Below are 16,635 nucleotides of genomic sequence, written 5' to 3'. Positions count from 1 at the left end.
CCGGCGCTCCGCGCCGACCTCTCCCCCTCGGGGAGAGGTCAAGGCGTCGTGCCCGATCTTTCGGGCGCGACATCTCCGCCATCGTACACTGCTCCCTCTCCCCGTCGGGGAGAGGGTTGGGGTGAGGGGTCACGCCCCTACGCCGCCGCCGCGCCCTCCGCCGCGGCCGGGGGGCGGATGCCCAGCAGGTGGCAGATCGCGTAGACGAGGTCGGCCCGGTTCAGCGTGTAGAAGTGGAACTCGGTCACCCCGCGGTCCACGAGGTCGAACACCTGCTCGGCGGCCACCGCCGCGGCGATCAGCTTGCGGGTCTCGGGGTCGTTGTCGAGCCCCTCGAAGCGCGAGGCGATCCAGTCCGGCATGTAGGTCGCGGTCTTCTCGGCGAAGTTGCGGGCCTGCTTGAAATTGCTCACCGGCAGGATGCCGGGCACCACCGGCACGTCGATGCCGCGGGCGCGCACCTTGTCGAGATAGCGGAAATAGATGTCGTTATCGAAGAAGCACTGGGTGATGGCACGGGTCGCCCCGGCCTCCACCTTGGCCTGCAGGATGTCGAGATCGACATCGAAGGACGCGCTCTCCGGGTGCTTTTCCGGATAGGCCGAGACCGACACCTCGAAATTGGCGATGCGCCGCACCCCGGCCACCAGATCGGCCGAGGAGGAGTAGCCCTGCGGATGCGGTTCATAGGCCTGGCCGACACCGCCCGGCGGATCGCCGCGCAGGGCCACGATGTGGCGCACCCCGGCATCCCAATAGCCGCGCACCACCTCGTCGACCTCCCCCTTCGCCGCGGCGACGCAGGTGAGATGGGCGGCCGGGGCAAGGCGCGTCTCCTCCACGATGCGAGCGACCGTGGCGTGGGTGCGCTCGCGGGTGGAGCCGCCGGCGCCATAGGTCACCGAGACGAACTTCGGTGCCAGCGGCGCCAGCCGGGTGATGGAGTTCCACAGCGTCGCCTCCATCTCCGGGGTCTTCGGCGGGAAGAACTCGAAGGACACGGCGATGGGACGCCCGCTGCTGCGGCGGCTGCGGCGCTCGGTCTCGGTGGGCATCAGGCGACCTCCTTGCGGTCTTCCGTCTCGTTGTTGGCGTCGCGGTCCGGCACGGCATCCCCCGGGCGGGGGTCCTGCGCCAGCCACAGCGACACGGTGAGGGCTTCATGCGCGGTCTCGCCCGCCGACAGGTTCCGGTGCGGCGCGAGCTCGGTGTGGGTGCGCGGGACGACGCCGGCCTGAAGCAGCGCGGCGGTCATCGCCTCCGCGGAAAAGCCGAGGCGGCGGTGGGCGTGCTGCTCGCGCAGGAATTCCAGCCCGTGCGGGGCGAAGTCGATCACCAGCAGCCGCCCCCCCGGCTTCAGCATGCGGGCGGCCTCCTTCAGTGCGCGGGGCACGTCGTCGAGGAAGTGCAGCACCTGGTGCACGATCACCACGTCGAACTGGTCGCGCGGCAGCGGCAGGCCGTAGATATCGCCCTGCCGCACCGTGCAGTTGCGCACCCCGGCGCGCTCCAGATTGGCGCGCGCCACGGCGAGCATGTCGGCGGAGAGGTCGATGCCGACGCCGCGCCCGATCTGCGGGGCGAACAGTTCGAGGATGCGCCCGGTGCCGGTGCCGAGATCGAGCAGCGAATCGATGCGGCCCCGGCCGAGAGCGTGGCGGATGGCGGCCTCGACCTCGCGCTCGGGGGCATGCAGCTTGCGCAGGGCGTCCCATTCATGGGCGTGGGCGCGGAAATAGGCCTGCGCCGCCTCCGCCCGCGCCGCGCGCACCTCGACGAGACGCTCGCGGTCGCGCAGCAGCACCGGGTCGTCCCGGTCCAGCAGGGCCAGCAGGGCGGCGGTGAGCATGGAGGCGGAGCTTTCCGTACCGTGGCGATGGAACACCCAGCTCCCCTCGCGGAACCGCTCCACCAGCCCGGCCTCGGTGAGCAGCTTGAGATGGCGGGAAATACGCGGCTGCGACTGGCCGAGAATATCGGTAAGCTCGGAGACGGTGAGTTCTCCGTCGCCGATCAGCGCGAGCAGCCTGAGGCGCGTGTCCTCGCCGGCCGCCTTCAGGCCGTCGAGCAGCGCCGGCAGGTTGAGCATCTGAACGGGCATCGCCACCTCACATTAGATATAAAGATATCTTTATGTCTTATCTTACTTGTATGCAAGCGGATCGTGAGCGCGACGCACAGCCCGTGCCGCCCGATGAGCGTTTTTCCATGAGTGAACCCGGCAACATCCCCCGCCCGCCCCTCGCACGCGGTTCGCGCGCCGAGGACCCCGAGAGCTTCGGCGCCCGGCCGGGCGAGGTCGCCATAACCCTGCCGGAGACGTTCGACGCCGGGCTGCATTTCATCGGCAGGCTGCGCACGCCCTGGATCGAGCGCCGCCAATGCCCGAAGAACGGACGCGAGAGCGATGCGGTCTGCCGGGTGGAACTCGACCGGCTCTACCGTCCGGGACTTGCCGATCTGGCCGGCACCACGCATCTGTGGCTGCTCTACTGGATGGACCGGGCGCCGCGGAATCTCGTGGTACAGACCCCTCGCATCCACGGCACCGGCCGCGGCACCTTCGCCCTGCGCAGCCCGGCCCGGCCGAACCCGATCGCGCTCAGCGCGGTGCGGGTGGTGGGACTCGATGCGGACGGGCTTTCCGTGGTGGGGCTGGACTGCCTGGACGGCACGCCGTTGCTCGACATCAAGCCCTATTTCACCTCGACCGATTCCCTCCCGGAGGCCGTGGTGGGCTGGAGGCAGGAACAGGAGGAACGCCGCAAAGGGGCGGCACCGTCGGAGAGGACGTAACGTCAGGCGAGTGTGGCGTTGCCGCATCACCCCTGCGCTGCACGCATATGTGTAACGATCATGGCAGGCGCCGCTTCAATCTGGTCTTGAACCTGCCTTCTTCCTGCGTCATCTCCACCCTCAATCGTCCCGCACATCATGCCTGCAGGATCAATGATGGCCATTCGCCTCACGCTCGTTCCCGCCGTCGCGATTTCGCTGCTCACCACCGTCAGCTTCGCGTCTGCACAGTATTATCCGGCCCAGTCCAGCGACCAGGGCGACTACCAGCAGCAGGCTCCGGCGGCTGATGCCCAGCAGCAGATGCCGGCACCGCAGGTTCCGGCGGCCTATGATCCCTATGGTTCGGCCAATGGCGCCGGCCAGGCTGCGGCCCCGCAGGGCCAGCCGGCCTATGGCCAGCCCGCCGCCCATGCGAGCGCACCGACCAACGTTCCTGCCGGCTATCCCGCCGGCGCCTATTCCGGCCAGCCCCCGGCGGGCATGAACTCGCCCTATGGCGCGACCGCCAGCCAGGGCTATCCCGCCCAGCAGCAGGCTCCCGCCTATCCGGCCCAGCAGCAGGCCGCCTATGGCGCGCCGCAGCCCGTCGGCGCGGTTCCCCCGGCGGGTGTCGGCCAGAGCGCGGCCCAGAGCGCTGGCCAAGGCGCGAACGGCTCCAGCGTCGCCATGCTGCCGCCGGAAGACCAGCCCGAAGAGGGTACGCCCGAGCCGCTGCGCCCCGACCTGCAGAAGCAGCTCGTGGACTACACCGGCAAGGAAGCCCCCGGCACCATCATCATCGACACGCCGAACACCCACCTCTATCTGGTGATGCCCGGCGGCAAGGCGATGCGCTACGGCATCGGCGTCGGCCGCGAGGGCTTTACCTGGGCCGGCACCGAGAAGATCACCGCCAAGAAGGAATGGGCCGACTGGCGCCCGCCGGCGGAGATGATCGAGCGCCAGCCCTATCTGCCGCGCTTCATGGCCGGCGGCCCGGGCAATCCGCTCGGCGCCCGCACCATGTATCTCGGCGCCACCGTGTACCGCATCCACGGCACCAACCAGCCGTCGACCATCGGCAAGTTCATGTCCTCCGGCTGCATCCGCATGCTGAACGAGGACGTGGAAGACCTTTATGACCGCGTGAAGCTCGGCACCAGGGTCGTCGTGCTCCCGGCCTCCGACCCGCAGAAAACCGCGTCGGTCGCGCCCTCCGCGCAGCCGATCCCGGTCAGCGCCCCCGCCTCCTCCGCGGTGCGCTGAGCGCGCTTCGGTTTTCGGCCTGAACGATAGCGCCCGGCCTCGTGCCGGGCGCTTTTCGTTTGAGGGCGTGGGTCCCTGCGGCGTGGGCTCGCTGTTAGCGTCGCCACGGACGCTGCGCGGGCACCCGCACCTCGACCTGCGTGCCCGCCTCGATCTCCCCGGCCCTCTCCACCCACGCGACGAGGCCGCGCAATCCGACCGCGGCCTTGACGAAATCCAGATCAAGCCCGCTCCGCGCCGGATGATGCGCCGCGACCGCCCGCCCGGCATGCCGGCAGGGGGCGTTCTCTCCCTCCACCGCCAGCGTCGCGCCGCCTGCCATGTGCAGCCGCGTGCCCGGCGGGAGCAGGGTCAGGTCGGGGACGCCCTCCAGCACCAGATTGGCGCCGAGCCATTCGGCCTCGACCACGGGAATGGCGAGGCCCTGCGCGATGGCCGCGAGTTCGTCCGGCGCCACGATGGAGATCTGCCGGCTGTTGCGGATCGGCGTGCCGCGCGGAAACCACGGCACCCGCGCATCCGCGCCGCGGGAAAACCCGGCGTGACGATCCCCGCCGATTCCCTCCAGCGTCAGCGCGCAGCGCGCGACCGGCCGCGTGACGAACCCCTCGCCATCGGCCACCAGGAGCCGGGCCAGCCGCGCCTTGAAGCGCTGCGCAGGAATGCTTGCCGCCCCGAAAAGTTCGCCCTGAGTCGCGCTCATGCCTGCCTGCTCCCATGGTACCGCCCGCCGGGCACGCTGCACACCAGGATGGGAAAGCGTCCCGTTCCATCGCCCGCACTCCGAAAAACCGTCAACGCGGCCGCGAATGATGGCGATGGCTGTGCGGATTTCGACGTTTCTCCATCTCCGCGCGTGCCCTGTGCCCGGCGGACAGCTAACATGCCGGCACGCTCCCGGCACACGGCCTGAGCATCAGGCATCAGTAGCTGGCACGGGAACACCGAAGGCGCGAGAGCGTTCTCGCGTCGGGGTATCATGGGGTGCATCAATGACCTTTCCATCCGACTCCCTCTCGCCGTCGCCCGGCAGCCAGATCGCCGGCAAGCTCGCCGCGCTCCACGCAAAATGGGGCTGGTTCGTCGCCCTGGGCATCCTGATGATCCTCGCCGGCGCCTACATCCTCGGCAATGAGGTGGTGGGCACGGTGCTCTCCGTGGTCACGCTCGGCGTGTTCCTCACCATCAGCGGCGTCGCGCAGATCATCCACGCCTTTGGCGTGAAGGGCTGGGGCTCCTTCGCCTTCTGGCTGCTCGACGGCCTGTTGCACCTTGTTGCGGGCGCCATCGCCATCATCAATCCCGTCGTCGCGGCCGGGATCATCACGCTGATCCTCGGCTTCTCGCTGCTGATCGCCGGCGGTTTCCGCCTTGCGGCGGGCTTCGGCGCCCGCCCGGCGCCGGGCTGGGGCTGGCTGGTAGTCTCCGCCATCGCCACGCTGGTGCTCGGCGCGCTGATCGTGATGGGCTGGCCGGCGAACACGCTGTGGGTGCTGGGCCTGCTGCTCGGCATCGACCTCGTCTTCAACGGCGTCGCGGTGCTGATGCTCGGCCTGCGACTCAAGAGCTGAGCGGAAGGCCGGTGGCGGTGCGGCACGGCAGCGAGCAGGCAACGCTCGATCGGCAACGTTCCCCGGAACTGCGTCGCGGGGCATCGAGCGTGCTGCCCCCCGGCGACGCCAGCCTGGAAGACACCTCCGGCAAGGACGGGCGGGCGGGCGAGAAGCCGGCCCGCACCGGCCGCGACCTGAGGCTCGACCTGTTCCGCGGCCTCGCCTTGTGGTTCATCTTCCTGAACCATGTGCCGAACAACGTGCTGAACTGGTTCACCACGCGCAATTTCGGCTTTTCCGACGCCACCGAAATCTTCGTCTTCATCTCCGGGTACACGGCCGCTCTGGTCTATGGGCGGCAGATGGACAGCAGCGGCACCTTCGTCACCTCCGCACGCATCCTGCGGCGGGCGTGGCAGCTCTATGTCGCCTTCATCTTCCTGTTCGTGGTGTATCTGGCGGAGATCTCCTACGTCATCGGCCGGTTCTCGAACCCGCTCTACGCCGAGGAGATGGGCGCGCTGCAATTTCTGAGCGAGCCCGACGTCGCGCTCGTGCAGGCACTGCTGCTGCGCTTCCGCCCGGCCAACATGGACGTGCTGCCGCTCTACATCGTGCTGCTGGCGAGCTTCCCGCCCGTGCTGTGGCTGCTGAAGCGGCTGCCGGACACCACGCTCGTCGTCTCCTTCCTCATCTGGCTCGGCGCGGGCTGGTTCGGCTGGAACTTCACCGCCTATCCCGACGACCGCGGCTGGTTCTTCAACCCGATCGCCTGGCAGTTCCTGTTCGTGTTCGGCGGCTGGTGCGGGCTCGGCGGGAGCGACCGGCTGGGCGCGCTGGTGCGCAACCGGGCCGTGCTGGTGCTGGCGAGCCTCTATCTCGTGCTGTCGCTCCTGGTGGTCCTGAGCTGGTGGTGGCCGCCGATGGAAGGCTTCGTGCCGGACGCCGTGGGCCGCTTCATCTACCCGATCAGCAAGACCGACCTCGCCCCGCTGCGCCTGCTGCACTTCCTCGCGCTCGCGGTGGTCACCGTCCGCCTGATACCGCCGAACGCGGCGCTGCTCGAGGCGCCGGTGCTGCGGCCGATGATTTTGTGCGGCCAGCACTCGCTGGAGATCTTCTGTTTCGGAGTCTTCCTTTCTTTTGCCGCACATTTCGTGCTGAACGAGGTCGTCGGCACCGTTTGGATGCAGTTGGTGCTCAGCGTCGCCGGCATTGCACTCATGGTTGCACTCTCCGCAATGCTCTCGTGGTATGCTCGCGTCGAACGCGGGCTTGGCGCGCGTAAGGGCAAATGAACGGCGCGGTCGCTCGTGGCACGAATCGGGTTCGCACTTTTCCTGTCGACCGTCCTGCTGGGAGCCGGCGGCTTTCCGGCTGCGCGGGCGCAGGATGCGGCGACCTCTGCGTGCAGCATGCCCGCGGGCCTGATGGAAAGCGTGTCGCTGCCGCGCCTCGCCGCCGGGCTCAAGGACAATGCGACCAAGACCACGATCCTCGTGCTGAACTCGGCGAACGGCGTTTCCCGGACGACCCCGGCGACGGGCGCGGCTCCCACGGAGGAACCGCGCGAGGCGGCGCCCCGCACCTTTCCGAACTACATGCAGGAAGGGCTGCGGACGCGCTATCCCGACGGGCGGGTGAGCGTGCTGGTGCGCAACCAGCCGCGCCGCACCGCGCGGGAGGTTCTCGACGCCTTGCCGGGCATTCTCGCCAAGGACAAGCCGGCCCTGCTGATCTGGCAGACCGGCACCTATGACGCCATCCGCGGCGAGGACATCGAGGCATTCGCGCAGGCCCTTCAGGAGGGCATCCGACTGACGCAGGAGGCGGGCTCCGACATCATCCTGGTGAGCCCGCAATACAGTCCGCGAACCGACTTCGCCTTCGACGTCACCCCCTATGTGACGACGATGCGCTGGCTGACGCGGAGCAACGGGGTGGGCTTCTTCGATCGCACGGCGCTGATGCGCTACTGGAGCGAGGAAGCGGTGTTCGACTTCAGCGGCGGGCGCAGCGGCGCCGCTTTGTTCAACAATGTCCACAACTGCATCGGCCATCTGCTGATCCGCATGATCAATAGTGGCGTCGAGCTGAAGACGGTCGGATCCCACTGAAGATGAAGACGTTTTCCTGCCTTCCCCGCCATGCCCGTCTCGCGCTGGCGCCCGCCGCACTCGCCGCCGCGCTGGCCGGCGGGCCTCTTTTCGCTGTCCAACCTGCCGCAGCCACCACGCTGCTTCCGGCCGCCTGCCCGGCAGATGCGACGCTGGTGAAACTGGGAAAGCCGATGCCCCGGCTCGCCGCCGCCATCGCCGGCACCGGCACGGTCACCATCGTCGCCATCGGCTCGTCCTCCACCGCCGGGGCCGGAGCGAGCGCGCCCGCTCTCACCTATCCGGCGCGCCTGCAGGCGCTGCTGCGCCAGCGTTATCCGGGCCGCGACATCACCGTGATCAATCGCGGCATCAACGGGCAGGACGGTCCCGAGATGCTCGCCCGCTTCGACACCGACGTGGCGGCGCTGAAGCCGGACCTCGTGATCTGGCAGGCCGGCGTAAACGCGCTGTTCCGCGCCGATGGCCTCGCCACCGCCGGCGGCATCCTGCGCGAAGCGATCGCCCGCACCCGGGCGATCGGCGCCGACATGCTCATCGTCGACGCGCAATACGCCCCGCGCATCGTGGCCGACGCCGACACCGCACCGATGGTGACGTTGATGTCCAGCATCGGCGAGGAGGAGAACGTGCCGGTGTTCCACCGCTTCTCGCTGATGCGGGAGTGGCACGAGGCCGACGGCATGCCGTTCGAGGCCTTCCTCTGGAAGGACAAGTTCCACATGAACGACTGGGGCTATGACTGCTTCAGCCGCGACCTCGCCCGCGCCATCTCGGCCAATGTCGATTCCCAGCAGCGCTCGGCCGACGCGAGGCCTGCCGCCGTTCCGGCCAGCGCCCCGGCCAACACCCCTGCAAAGCCGCTCGGCATCACCGCCACCAGCGCCGTCATTCCCGCCAGCGCGACCAGCGACGCGGTCTCCGCGGCCAAAGCCTCCACGGCCACTGCCGGGCCCACCGCCAAAACCACCAACGCGACCAAGACGGCCACGGCGACCGACTGATCCGGCACCGGGCGCCCGTCCGGGCGCCCGCGCCCTCTCAGGGATCGCGCGTCACGAGCGCGAGGGCGAAGCCGTCATAGCCCTTCTCGCCCACGGTCTGGATCGCGGTGGCGGACAGGCGGGCCTCGGCGGCCATCGCCTCGAACATGGCGCGCACGCCTTCGACATTGGCATCGCCCGTGGCCGGGTCGATCACCCGCCCGTCGCGCACCACATTGTCGGCGATGATGACGCTGCCCGCCCGCGTCAGCCGAAGCGCGCTGGCGAGGTAGTTCGGATTGTTCGGCTTGTCGGCGTCGATGAAGACGAGATCGAACGGCTCGTCCCCCTCGGCCTCCAGCGCGGCGAGGCTCTCAAGCGCCGGCCCCACGCGGATCTCGACCTTGCCGTCGACGCCGGCCGCTTCGAGATTGGCGCGCGCCACCTCGGCGTGGCGGGGGTCGAGTTCCAGCGTCACCAGCCGACCCTCATCCGGCAGTGCCCGCGCCAGCCAGATGGTGGAATAGCCGCCCAGCGTGCCGATCTCCAGAATGCGCCGGGCGCCGCGCATCCGAGCCAGCAGCATCAGGAGCTTGCCCTGGTTCGGCGCGACGTTGATGGCGCGGATGCCGGCAGCCTCGGTCGCCGCCAGCGCGCTCTCCAGCAACGGGTCGGCCGGCAACAGGTGGGCGTTGAAATAACGGTCCACCGCGCTCCACGTCGTTCGGTCCCCGCTCACGCGCCGCCCTCGTCTTCGCCATCGCCGGAAAAGGCCCCGCCGAAGCGCTTCGATACCGCCTGCCGGGCGGCGATCACCTTGCGCTCATAGTCCGGCGCCAGCGGCTCGCTCAGCACGCTTTCCAGCGCCGCCATCAGCACCCACAAAGCGGGGATCTCGGCTTCGTCCTCGATGAACTCGAGAACGGCCTCGCCGTCATCGTCATCCACCGTGCGGGAGAGGAATTCGAACAGGACCAGCGCCACCGAGCGGTCGAGGGTGAGCGTGATCTCATCGGAGGGCTTCTGCGGCATGGAACGCTCCTGGAAACGACCGCCCTGATGTAGCACGCCGCATCCGCCCGCGCGCCTCCCTCGCGAGCGCCACGCTTGCTTCTCGCGCCCCTTGCTTTCCCGCGCCGCCCGTGCTGCCTCTCGCGCGTGACGGGAGAGGGAGAGACACGGTGCCGGCGGCAGACGACCTTCACACGATCCGCGACTTCGTGCGCTACGGCGTGACGCGCCTGACCGCGGCCGGGGTGAGCTTCGGCCACGGCACCACCACCGCGCTCGACGAGGCGGCGTTCATGGTGCTCGAATCGCTGCATCTGCCGGTCGACGAACTCGACCCCTGGCTCGACGCGCGCCTCACGATCGAGGAGCGCACCCGCCTCGCGGCGCTGTTCGAGGAACGCTGCACCACCCGCAAGCCGGCGGCCTATCTCATGGGGCGTACCTATATTCGCGGCGTTCCCTTCCGCTCCGACGCGCGGGCCATCGTGCCGCGCTCCTTCATCGGCGAATTGCTGGCCGGCGACCTGTTCGGCGAGGAGGGCATCGGTCTGATCGCGCAGCCCGACCGCGTGCAGCGGGTGCTCGATCTGTGCACCGGCTCCGGCTGCCTCGCTATTCTCGCCGCCATGGTCTACCCGCAGGCCGAGGTGGATGCCGTGGACCTGTCGCCGGACGCGCTGGCGCTGGCGGCGGAAAACGTCGCCGAGCACGGCATGGAGGCGCATGTGCACCTTCATCGCGGCGACCTGTTCGCCCCGCTCGGCACGACGCGCTACGACCTCATCATCACCAACCCGCCTTATGTCGATGCGGAGGCGGTGGCGGGACTGCCCGCCGAATACCGCCACGAGCCGGTCATGGCCTTCGCCGGTGGCCCGGACGGCCTCGACATCGTGCGCCGCATCCTCGCCGAAGCCCCGAAGCACCTGGCGGCCCATGGCGGCATCATCTGCGAGATCGGCACCGGCAAGGAGATCCTTGAGGCCGAGTATCCCGGCCTGCCCTTCCTGTGGCTCGACACCGAGGACAGCGAAGGCGAAGTGTTCTGGCTCTCCGCGGCCGATCTGGGGTGAAGACCGGCGACGCCGCACCCCTCTTTGGACGCCGTCTGCGCCTCTTCACACCGCCGCCATTCGGATTACCATCCGCGTCGGAACCCCGGATGGAGGCGTGCCATGCTGACCGGCAACTGGCTGTCCAAGACGTGCGCCGCGATCGAAGACGCATACGATGTCGTCATCACGGACTATGCGCGCGGTCTCATCCTTCAATCCGTCGTGGCGCTGCGCGCCGACCCTCATCCGGGCTGGGGAGATGCGCGACCCTCGGATGACGAAGTAAAGAAGCGCGTGCGCGAGCAATTGTCCGATCTGGCGAGACAGGTCGCAGAACGCCCGGCGAAGATCGTCACCTATTTCGATGTCCTGCATCACCTTGTCGAAGGGTGCAAAGGCTGGCCGGTTGCGAAGCGATAGACGCGCCCTCCGGCAACACGCCCCGGCGTGACGGAAGCGCTTCCGTTCCTTTGCTCCTGGTCAGGAACACTGTTCTCCAGCGGCAGAAAGCTGCCGATCAGAGGCTCCCGTGAGCGACATACCCGACCGCATGGCGGTTCTCGTCGACATGAACAAGCAGATCGTCGGGGTGTCGGGCGCCATGATCGCCCTTGCCGCGACCTTCCTCACCGGGCTTATCGGCCAGAACTCCAGCCCATGGGTCCTGTCGGCGATCGGGATCGCCGCCCTCCTGCTGCTCCTCGCGACCTGCTGCGCGCTCATCAGCCATGCGAAGGCCCCGCAATATTATGCCGCGCTGGCGGCCCCGCCCCCGAACGCGGACGCGATCAAGCAAGCGTGGAGCGGTTGTGCGGGATGGGCGAACACAGCCTTCATTCTTTTCGCCGCCGCCCTCGCCGCAATCTTCGTCTTCGGCGCGTTGCGGGTGCTCGACCCCGGCGCCAACGATGCGCGCACCGCCATCGACAAGAGCGCGGAGCTGCTGCTGAAGGACGGCAAGATCGCCGATCGCAAGGACTGGACCTCGATCGCCACCGCCGGCAGCGGCGACAGCGAGCACTGGGTGGTCACCTTCAACGGAGTGAAGGGCACCACCGTCGCCTGCAAGGTCTCGACCCGCAGCGGCGCGCTGCAGGCGTGCCAGTAAGCCGGCAAAGCATCGCCTGCCTATCGACCTACCCGCCTTTCATATGCCGCAGCACGTCGGCATCGGGCCAGCAGTCGAGCTTGAGGCCGTTGGCCTTCTGGTAGGCGCCGAGCGCGGCGCGGGTCTTCATGCCGGCCTTGCCGTCCACCTTCTCGTCATAGAAGCCCTTCTTCGTCAGCACCTGCTGCATGAAGGCGAGGTCGGCGGTCTTCACCAGCGTGATGTCCTTCCAGCCCTGCGCGAAGGGGCGGTCGTCCTCGATACGGTCGGCGAGATGGCCGACATAGAGCACGTAGAGATCGGCGAAGTTGTAGCTCTTCAGCACGAAATAGTTCTTCGGCGTCAGGAAGGCCGGGCCGAACGGGCCGGCGGGCATGATGATGGAGGCCTCGTCCCTGAGCGCGGACGGCGGAACCTTGCGGCCATCCGCCACCGCGACGCCGCGCTTCAGCCAGTCCCCGATCGGGAGCGTCACCGCCGGCTCGGCCTGCGTGCAGTCGAAACCGGCCGGCACGCGCACTTCATAGGCCCAGCGCTTGCCGGCCTGCCAGTCCTTGCTGGCGAGCAGGCTGGCGGTCGCCGCCAGCGCCTCCGGCACCGAGGTCCAGATATTGGCGGTGCCGTCGCCGTCGAGATCGACGCCGTAGCGCAGATAGTCGGTCGGCATGAACTGGGTGAGGCCGAGCGCGCCGGCCCATGAACTCTTCATTTGCGCGCGGGTGACGTGGCCCTCGTCGAGAATCTTCAGCGCGGCGAGGAACTCCTCGGCGAACTTCTCCTTGCGCCGGCCGACATAGGCCTGCGTCGCCACCACGGTGAGGGCATCGTAATTGAGCTTCGCGGCGCCATAGGCGGTCTCGCGGGCCCAGATGGCCAGCAGCACCGGGCCCGGCACGCCGAAGCGCTTTTCGATGGCCGCAAGCGGCCCGGCATATTGCGCCCGGAGCGCCCGCCCCTGTTTCGCCAGTTTTGCAATGCCGGCGTCCGAGACATAGTCGGCCGGGGTCTGGACGAATTCCGCCTGCCGGTCGGGCTTCTGCGGCTGGCCGGGGATGGCGAGATCGGGCAGCGTGTAATCCGGCTCCAGCTTCGCCGTCTCGCGGTCGAAGGTGGCGCGGGAAATGCCCATGGCCTGCGCGGCCGGCCACTGCGCGGCGATGAAGCGGTCGAAACCGGCATCGGCGCGGGCAACGACACTGCCGAAAAGCAGCGCCAGCACGGAGAGGGCGGGAAGGGCGAAACGATTCCGGCGATGAAGCATGCGCATGCCCCATCCTTAACGCACCGGGAGCCGGCGCGGAAATGCCGGGGGCTTCACAGTCTCGGGGGCAATGATCGAACGGGTTGTCGGATCGCGACCGGCCGCTGCGTCCTTGCAAAGCAACACCAGCAGGAGAAACGCCATGGGCGCGAAGAACGCGATCACTCCCTATCTCTGGTTCGACGGCAATGCCGAGGAGGCCGTGCGGTTCTACTGCTCGGTGTTCCCGAACGCCCGCATCACCGGCATGTCGCATTATGCCGAGCATGACGGACAGTCACCCCGCCGGGTGATGGGCATCAACCTCGAACTCGACGGCCAGTCCTTCGGCGCGATCAATGGCGGGCCGATCTTCCAGATGAGCGAGGCGACCTCGTTCCTCATCGACTGCGCGACGCAGGCCGAGATCGACCATTACTGGGAGACGCTCGGCGAAGGCGGCACGGAGCAACCCTGCGGCTGGCTGAAGGACCGCTACGGCACGGTCTGGCAGGTCAACGCCATGCACATCGTCGAAAGGCTGGTGGGCGCCGACGCCGCGACCACGGGGCGGGTGATGAAGGCGATGGGCTCCATGCGCAGGATCGACCTCGCCGCGCTGGAGAGGGCCTTCGAGGGGTGACGTCTACCGCACGGCCACCATGAACAGCCGCGGAAAGCGCAGCAGCACCTTGCCGTCGACCCGCCGGGGATAGGCGTCCGCGATCCGCGCGGTATAGGCGGAAAGGAAGGCGGTGCGCTCCCCGGCATCGAGTGGGGCGAGGAAGGGGCGAAGGCCTGTCGCCTTCACCCATTCGACCACCGCCTCGGGCCCGTCCAGCGGGTGGTTGTAGAAGGTATGCCAGATGTCGACATGCCGGGCGTACGGGGCCAGCAGGTCGTAATAGCTGCTGACCGGGGGAAGCGGGGCGCGCGCGGCGCTCCGGAGCTTCTGCGCCCACGGCCCGTCCGCGGCGGTTTCGCGCATCAGCCGATGGGTGGGCTCGGTCAGATTATCCGGCATCTGCACCGCCAGCACGCCCCCTTCCGGCAGGGCCTGAAGGAGCCGCTGCAGGATGGCGGGATGCTCGGGCAGCCACTGGAAAACCGCGTTGGCGAAAAGCAGGTCGGTGTCGGGTTCGGGTTGCCATGTCGCGACATCCGCAACCTCGAACCGTACCCCCGGCAGGGTGCGGGCCGCCTCCTCGATCATGGCCGGTGAGGAATCGATGCCTTGCGTCTGCGCCTGCGGCCAGCGCTGCACCAGAAGCCCGGTGGAATTGCCCGGCCCGCAGCCGATATCGACGATGCGACGCGGCGCGGTAAGCGGCACCTGCGCGAGCAGGTCGCGCGAGGGCCGCGTGCGTTCGTCGGCGAAGGTGAGGTAGAGGCCGGGGTTCCAGTCCTCGGTGCCGGTCTTTGCGTTCATCGCGTCCCTCCTCGTTCGAGTGGGGGACCATGCCGGAGGCACGTTGGACCGCCAAGGGGTGCCCCTGCGGCGGTGCGACGGAAAACGGCGCGGGGCTGACCCGCGCCGTTTGCAGGGATCGTCGATGAAAGGCAGCCTCAGCGGGTAAGCTTCTTGTGCTTCATCCGGTGCGGGATGATGGCATCGACGCCGAGGCGACGCTTCTTGTCTTCCTCATAGTCGTGGAAATTGCCTTCGAACCATTCGACATGGCCCTCATCCTCGTAGGCGAGGATGTGGGTGGCGATGCGGTCGAGGAAGAAGCGGTCATGCGAGATGATGACCGCGCAGCCCGCGAAATCCTCCAGCGCCTCTTCAAGCGCGCGCAGGGTTTCGACGTCGAGATCGTTGGTCGGCTCGTCGAGCAGCAGGACATTGGCGCCCTGCTGCAGGATGCGGGCGAGGTGGACGCGGTTGCGCTCGCCGCCCGAAAGCATGCCGACCTTCTTCTGCTGGTCGCCACCCTTGAAGTTGAAAGCGCCGCAATAGGCCCGCGAATTGATCTCGCGCTTGCCGAGATAGAGGATCTCGTTGCCGCCGGAAATCTCCTCCCAGACGGTCTTCTTGTCGTCCAGCGCGTCGCGATTCTGGTCGACATAGCCGAGCTTCACGCTGTCGCCGATGGTGATGGTGCCGGCGTCGGGCGTCTCCAGCCCGTTGATCATGCGGAACAGCGTGGTCTTGCCCGCGCCGTTCGGCCCGATGACGCCGACGATGCCGCCCGGCGGCAGCTTGAAGGACAAATCGTCGATCAGCAGGCGGTCGTTGAACGACTTGGTGAGACCCTTGAACTCGATGACGTTCTGGCCGAGCCGCTCGGAGACGGGAATGACGATCTGGGCGGTGGTCGGGCCCTTCTCGGAGGCCTTCTTCACCAGGTCTTCATAGCGCTGGATACGCGCCTTGTTCTTGGCCTGCCGGGCCTTGGGGGAGGCCGCGATCCATTCCTGCTCGGAGGCGAGCGCGCGCTGGCGGGCCTCGTCCTCGCGGTTCTCCTGCTGCATCCGCTTGGTCTTCTGGCTCAGCCAGGAGGAATAATTGCCCTCATAGGGAATGCCGCGGCCGCGATCGAGCTCGAGGATCCAGCCGGTCACGTTGTCGAGGAAGTAGCGGTCATGGGTGACGATCAGGATCGCGCCCGGATAGTTCCGCAGATGACCTTCCAGCCAGTTGGTGGTCTCGGCGTCGAGATGGTTGGTCGGCTCGTCGAGCAGCAGCAGTTCCGGCTGCGAGAGCAGGAGCTGGCACAGCGCGACGCGGCGGCGCTCGCCGCCCGAGAGCCTCGCGACGTCGGAACCTTCCTCCGGGCAGCCGAGGGCGTCCATCGCCTGGTCGATCTTGCTGTCGAGATCCCAGAGCCCCTGCCCTTCGATCTCGTCCTGGAGCGCGGTCATCTCATCCGCGGTCTCGTCCGAATAATTCATGGCGAGTTCGTTGTAGCGGTCGAGGATCGCCTTCTGCTTGGCGACGCCGAGCATCACGTTCTCGCGCACCGACAAAGCGGGATCGAGCTGCGGCTCCTGCGGCAGGTAGCCGACGCGCGCGCCTTCCGCGACCCAGGCTTCGCCGGAGAAATCCTTGTCGATGCCGGCCATGATCTTGAGCAGGGTCGACTTGCCCGAGCCGTTGGGACCGAGGATGCCGATCTTGGCGGTCGGGTAGAAGGAGAGGTGGATGTTCTCCAGCACCTTCTTGCCGCCCGGATAGGCCTTGGTCATGCCGTGCATGTGATAGACGTACTGATAGGAAGCCATACGTGCCGAACCTGATCTGAGCCGTGAGCGGGGCCCCGCGCGAAGCCTTTACCGCCAGCAGGCGGCGGGGCGGGTGCGCGGCGGGCAATGGGTTGGCCGCTATGTAAACGCGCACCCGGCACGGGGCAAGGTCCGGGACGCCCGCGGGCGGCAGAAGCCGCGCCCGTTCCTCTCCCGAAAGGCCGGTTTCCCGCGGTGCCGGATTCGACGCGGCACGGGTTTTTCGCCGCGCTGCGACATTGGAAGGGAACCAAGCGGCGCATAGGCCGTTATCACGTGCCGCATCGTGATACCGGGGCGGG

At 68.1% G+C, this 16,635-nt stretch carries 18 protein-coding genes; 10 read left to right on the top strand and 8 right to left on the bottom strand.

From position 1 onward, the window contains the following. Nucleotides 1-137: 137 nt before the first annotated feature. On the bottom strand, nt 138-1,055 hold the full coding sequence (gene metF / locus MWN34_RS07740; protein ID WP_247028225.1) for a methylenetetrahydrofolate reductase [NAD(P)H]: 918 nt from the start codon (nt 1,053-1,055) through the stop codon (nt 138-140). Continuing rightward, on the bottom strand, nt 1,055-2,101 hold the full coding sequence (locus tag MWN34_RS07735; protein WP_247028223.1) for an ArsR/SmtB family transcription factor: 1,047 nt from the start codon (nt 2,099-2,101) through the stop codon (nt 1,055-1,057). The genes metF and MWN34_RS07735 overlap by 1 nt, the downstream gene beginning before the upstream one ends. Nucleotides 2,102-2,208: 107 nt before the next feature. Between MWN34_RS07735 and tsaA the strand changes: the two genes are divergently transcribed. Together tsaA and MWN34_RS07725 are read left to right on the top strand one after the other, a co-directional pair. Then, on the top strand, nt 2,209-2,796 hold the full coding sequence (gene tsaA, locus MWN34_RS07730; protein WP_247028222.1) for a tRNA (N6-threonylcarbamoyladenosine(37)-N6)-methyltransferase TrmO: 588 nt from the start codon (nt 2,209-2,211) through the stop codon (nt 2,794-2,796). A gap of 156 nt (nt 2,797-2,952) precedes the next feature. Then, entirely contained in the window at nt 2,953-4,044 is a 1,092-nt protein-coding gene (locus MWN34_RS07725; protein ID WP_247028221.1) for a L,D-transpeptidase, read from the top strand. Between the two features lie 94 nt (nt 4,045-4,138). Here the strand turns inward: MWN34_RS07725 and MWN34_RS07720 are convergent, their stop codons facing one another. Then, a complete protein-coding gene (locus MWN34_RS07720) occupies nt 4,139-4,747 on the bottom strand; it encodes an MOSC domain-containing protein (protein ID WP_247028220.1) in 609 nt (202 codons plus the stop codon). Between the two features lie 289 nt (nt 4,748-5,036). Between MWN34_RS07720 and MWN34_RS07715 the strand changes: the two genes are divergently transcribed. Genes MWN34_RS07715 through MWN34_RS07700 form a run of 4 tightly spaced genes read left to right on the top strand, consistent with a single transcriptional unit; the run spans nt 5,037 to nt 8,718 of the window. Beyond that, the gene (locus MWN34_RS07715; protein ID WP_247028219.1) at nt 5,037-5,615 is read left to right on the top strand and encodes an HdeD family acid-resistance protein; all 579 of its coding nucleotides are present in this window, start codon (nt 5,037-5,039) and stop codon (nt 5,613-5,615) included. Between the two features lie 11 nt (nt 5,616-5,626). Then, nucleotides 5,627-6,895, top strand: a complete 1,269-nt coding sequence (locus MWN34_RS07710; RefSeq protein ID WP_247028218.1) for an OpgC family protein — start codon at nt 5,627-5,629, stop codon at nt 6,893-6,895. A 15-nt stretch (nt 6,896-6,910) separates the two neighbouring features. Further along, a complete protein-coding gene (locus MWN34_RS07705) occupies nt 6,911-7,714 on the top strand; it encodes an SGNH/GDSL hydrolase family protein (RefSeq protein WP_247028217.1) in 804 nt (267 codons plus the stop codon). Nucleotides 7,715-7,716: 2 nt separating this feature from the next. After that, nucleotides 7,717-8,718, top strand: coding sequence for an SGNH/GDSL hydrolase family protein (locus tag MWN34_RS07700; RefSeq protein WP_247028215.1), 1,002 nt, complete (start codon nt 7,717-7,719; stop codon nt 8,716-8,718). Nucleotides 8,719-8,755: 37 nt separating this feature from the next. Here MWN34_RS07700 and MWN34_RS07695 read toward each other — a convergent pair whose 3' ends face one another. Together MWN34_RS07695 and MWN34_RS07690 are read right to left on the bottom strand one after the other, a co-directional pair. Next, complete coding sequence (locus MWN34_RS07695; RefSeq protein ID WP_247028213.1) at nt 8,756-9,436, bottom strand: O-methyltransferase; 681 nt, start codon at nt 9,434-9,436, stop codon at nt 8,756-8,758. Then, a complete protein-coding gene (locus MWN34_RS07690; protein WP_247028211.1) occupies nt 9,433-9,729 on the bottom strand; it encodes a hypothetical protein in 297 nt (98 codons plus the stop codon). The genes MWN34_RS07695 and MWN34_RS07690 overlap by 4 nt, the downstream gene beginning before the upstream one ends. 149 nt (nt 9,730-9,878) lie before the next feature. Here MWN34_RS07690 and prmB point away from each other — a divergent pair, with 149 nt between their 5' ends. From prmB to MWN34_RS07675, 3 genes are all read left to right on the top strand, one after another. After that, the gene (gene prmB / locus MWN34_RS07685) at nt 9,879-10,781 is read left to right on the top strand and encodes a 50S ribosomal protein L3 N(5)-glutamine methyltransferase (protein WP_247028210.1); all 903 of its coding nucleotides are present in this window, start codon (nt 9,879-9,881) and stop codon (nt 10,779-10,781) included. Between the two features lie 102 nt (nt 10,782-10,883). Beyond that, nucleotides 10,884-11,183 carry a hypothetical protein gene (locus MWN34_RS07680; RefSeq protein WP_247028208.1) on the top strand — a complete coding sequence of 100 codons (300 nt, stop codon included), beginning with the start codon at nt 10,884-10,886 and terminating at the stop codon, nt 11,181-11,183. A 109-nt stretch (nt 11,184-11,292) separates the two neighbouring features. After that, a complete protein-coding gene (locus MWN34_RS07675) occupies nt 11,293-11,871 on the top strand; it encodes a hypothetical protein (RefSeq protein WP_247028206.1) in 579 nt (192 codons plus the stop codon). Between the two features lie 28 nt (nt 11,872-11,899). On the opposite strand, the gene MWN34_RS07670 is transcribed toward MWN34_RS07675, so the two are convergent. After that, nucleotides 11,900-13,138, bottom strand: coding sequence for a lytic murein transglycosylase (locus MWN34_RS07670; RefSeq protein WP_247028204.1), 1,239 nt, complete (start codon nt 13,136-13,138; stop codon nt 11,900-11,902). 136 nt (nt 13,139-13,274) lie between these two features. On the opposite strand from MWN34_RS07670, the gene MWN34_RS07665 reads away from it, so the two are divergent. Continuing rightward, nucleotides 13,275-13,754, top strand: a complete 480-nt coding sequence (locus MWN34_RS07665) for a VOC family protein (RefSeq protein ID WP_247028202.1) — start codon at nt 13,275-13,277, stop codon at nt 13,752-13,754. A 3-nt stretch (nt 13,755-13,757) separates the two neighbouring features. On the opposite strand, the gene tam is transcribed toward MWN34_RS07665, so the two are convergent. Together tam and ettA are read right to left on the bottom strand one after the other, a co-directional pair. Next, nucleotides 13,758-14,540, bottom strand: a complete 783-nt coding sequence (tam, locus tag MWN34_RS07660; RefSeq protein ID WP_247028200.1) for a trans-aconitate 2-methyltransferase — start codon at nt 14,538-14,540, stop codon at nt 13,758-13,760. A gap of 137 nt (nt 14,541-14,677) precedes the next feature. After that, entirely contained in the window at nt 14,678-16,333 is a 1,656-nt protein-coding gene (gene ettA, locus MWN34_RS07655; RefSeq protein WP_247028198.1) for an energy-dependent translational throttle protein EttA, read from the bottom strand. Nucleotides 16,334-16,635 lie beyond the last annotated feature (302 nt).

It is taken from the genome of Ancylobacter crimeensis (genome assembly GCF_023016805.1).
In the GTDB taxonomy this organism is placed as follows: Bacteria; Pseudomonadota; Alphaproteobacteria; order Rhizobiales; family Xanthobacteraceae; genus Ancylobacter; species Ancylobacter crimeensis.
The sequence above is the reverse complement of the archived record's forward strand: the minus strand, read 5'-3'. Positions and strand labels throughout refer to the sequence as shown.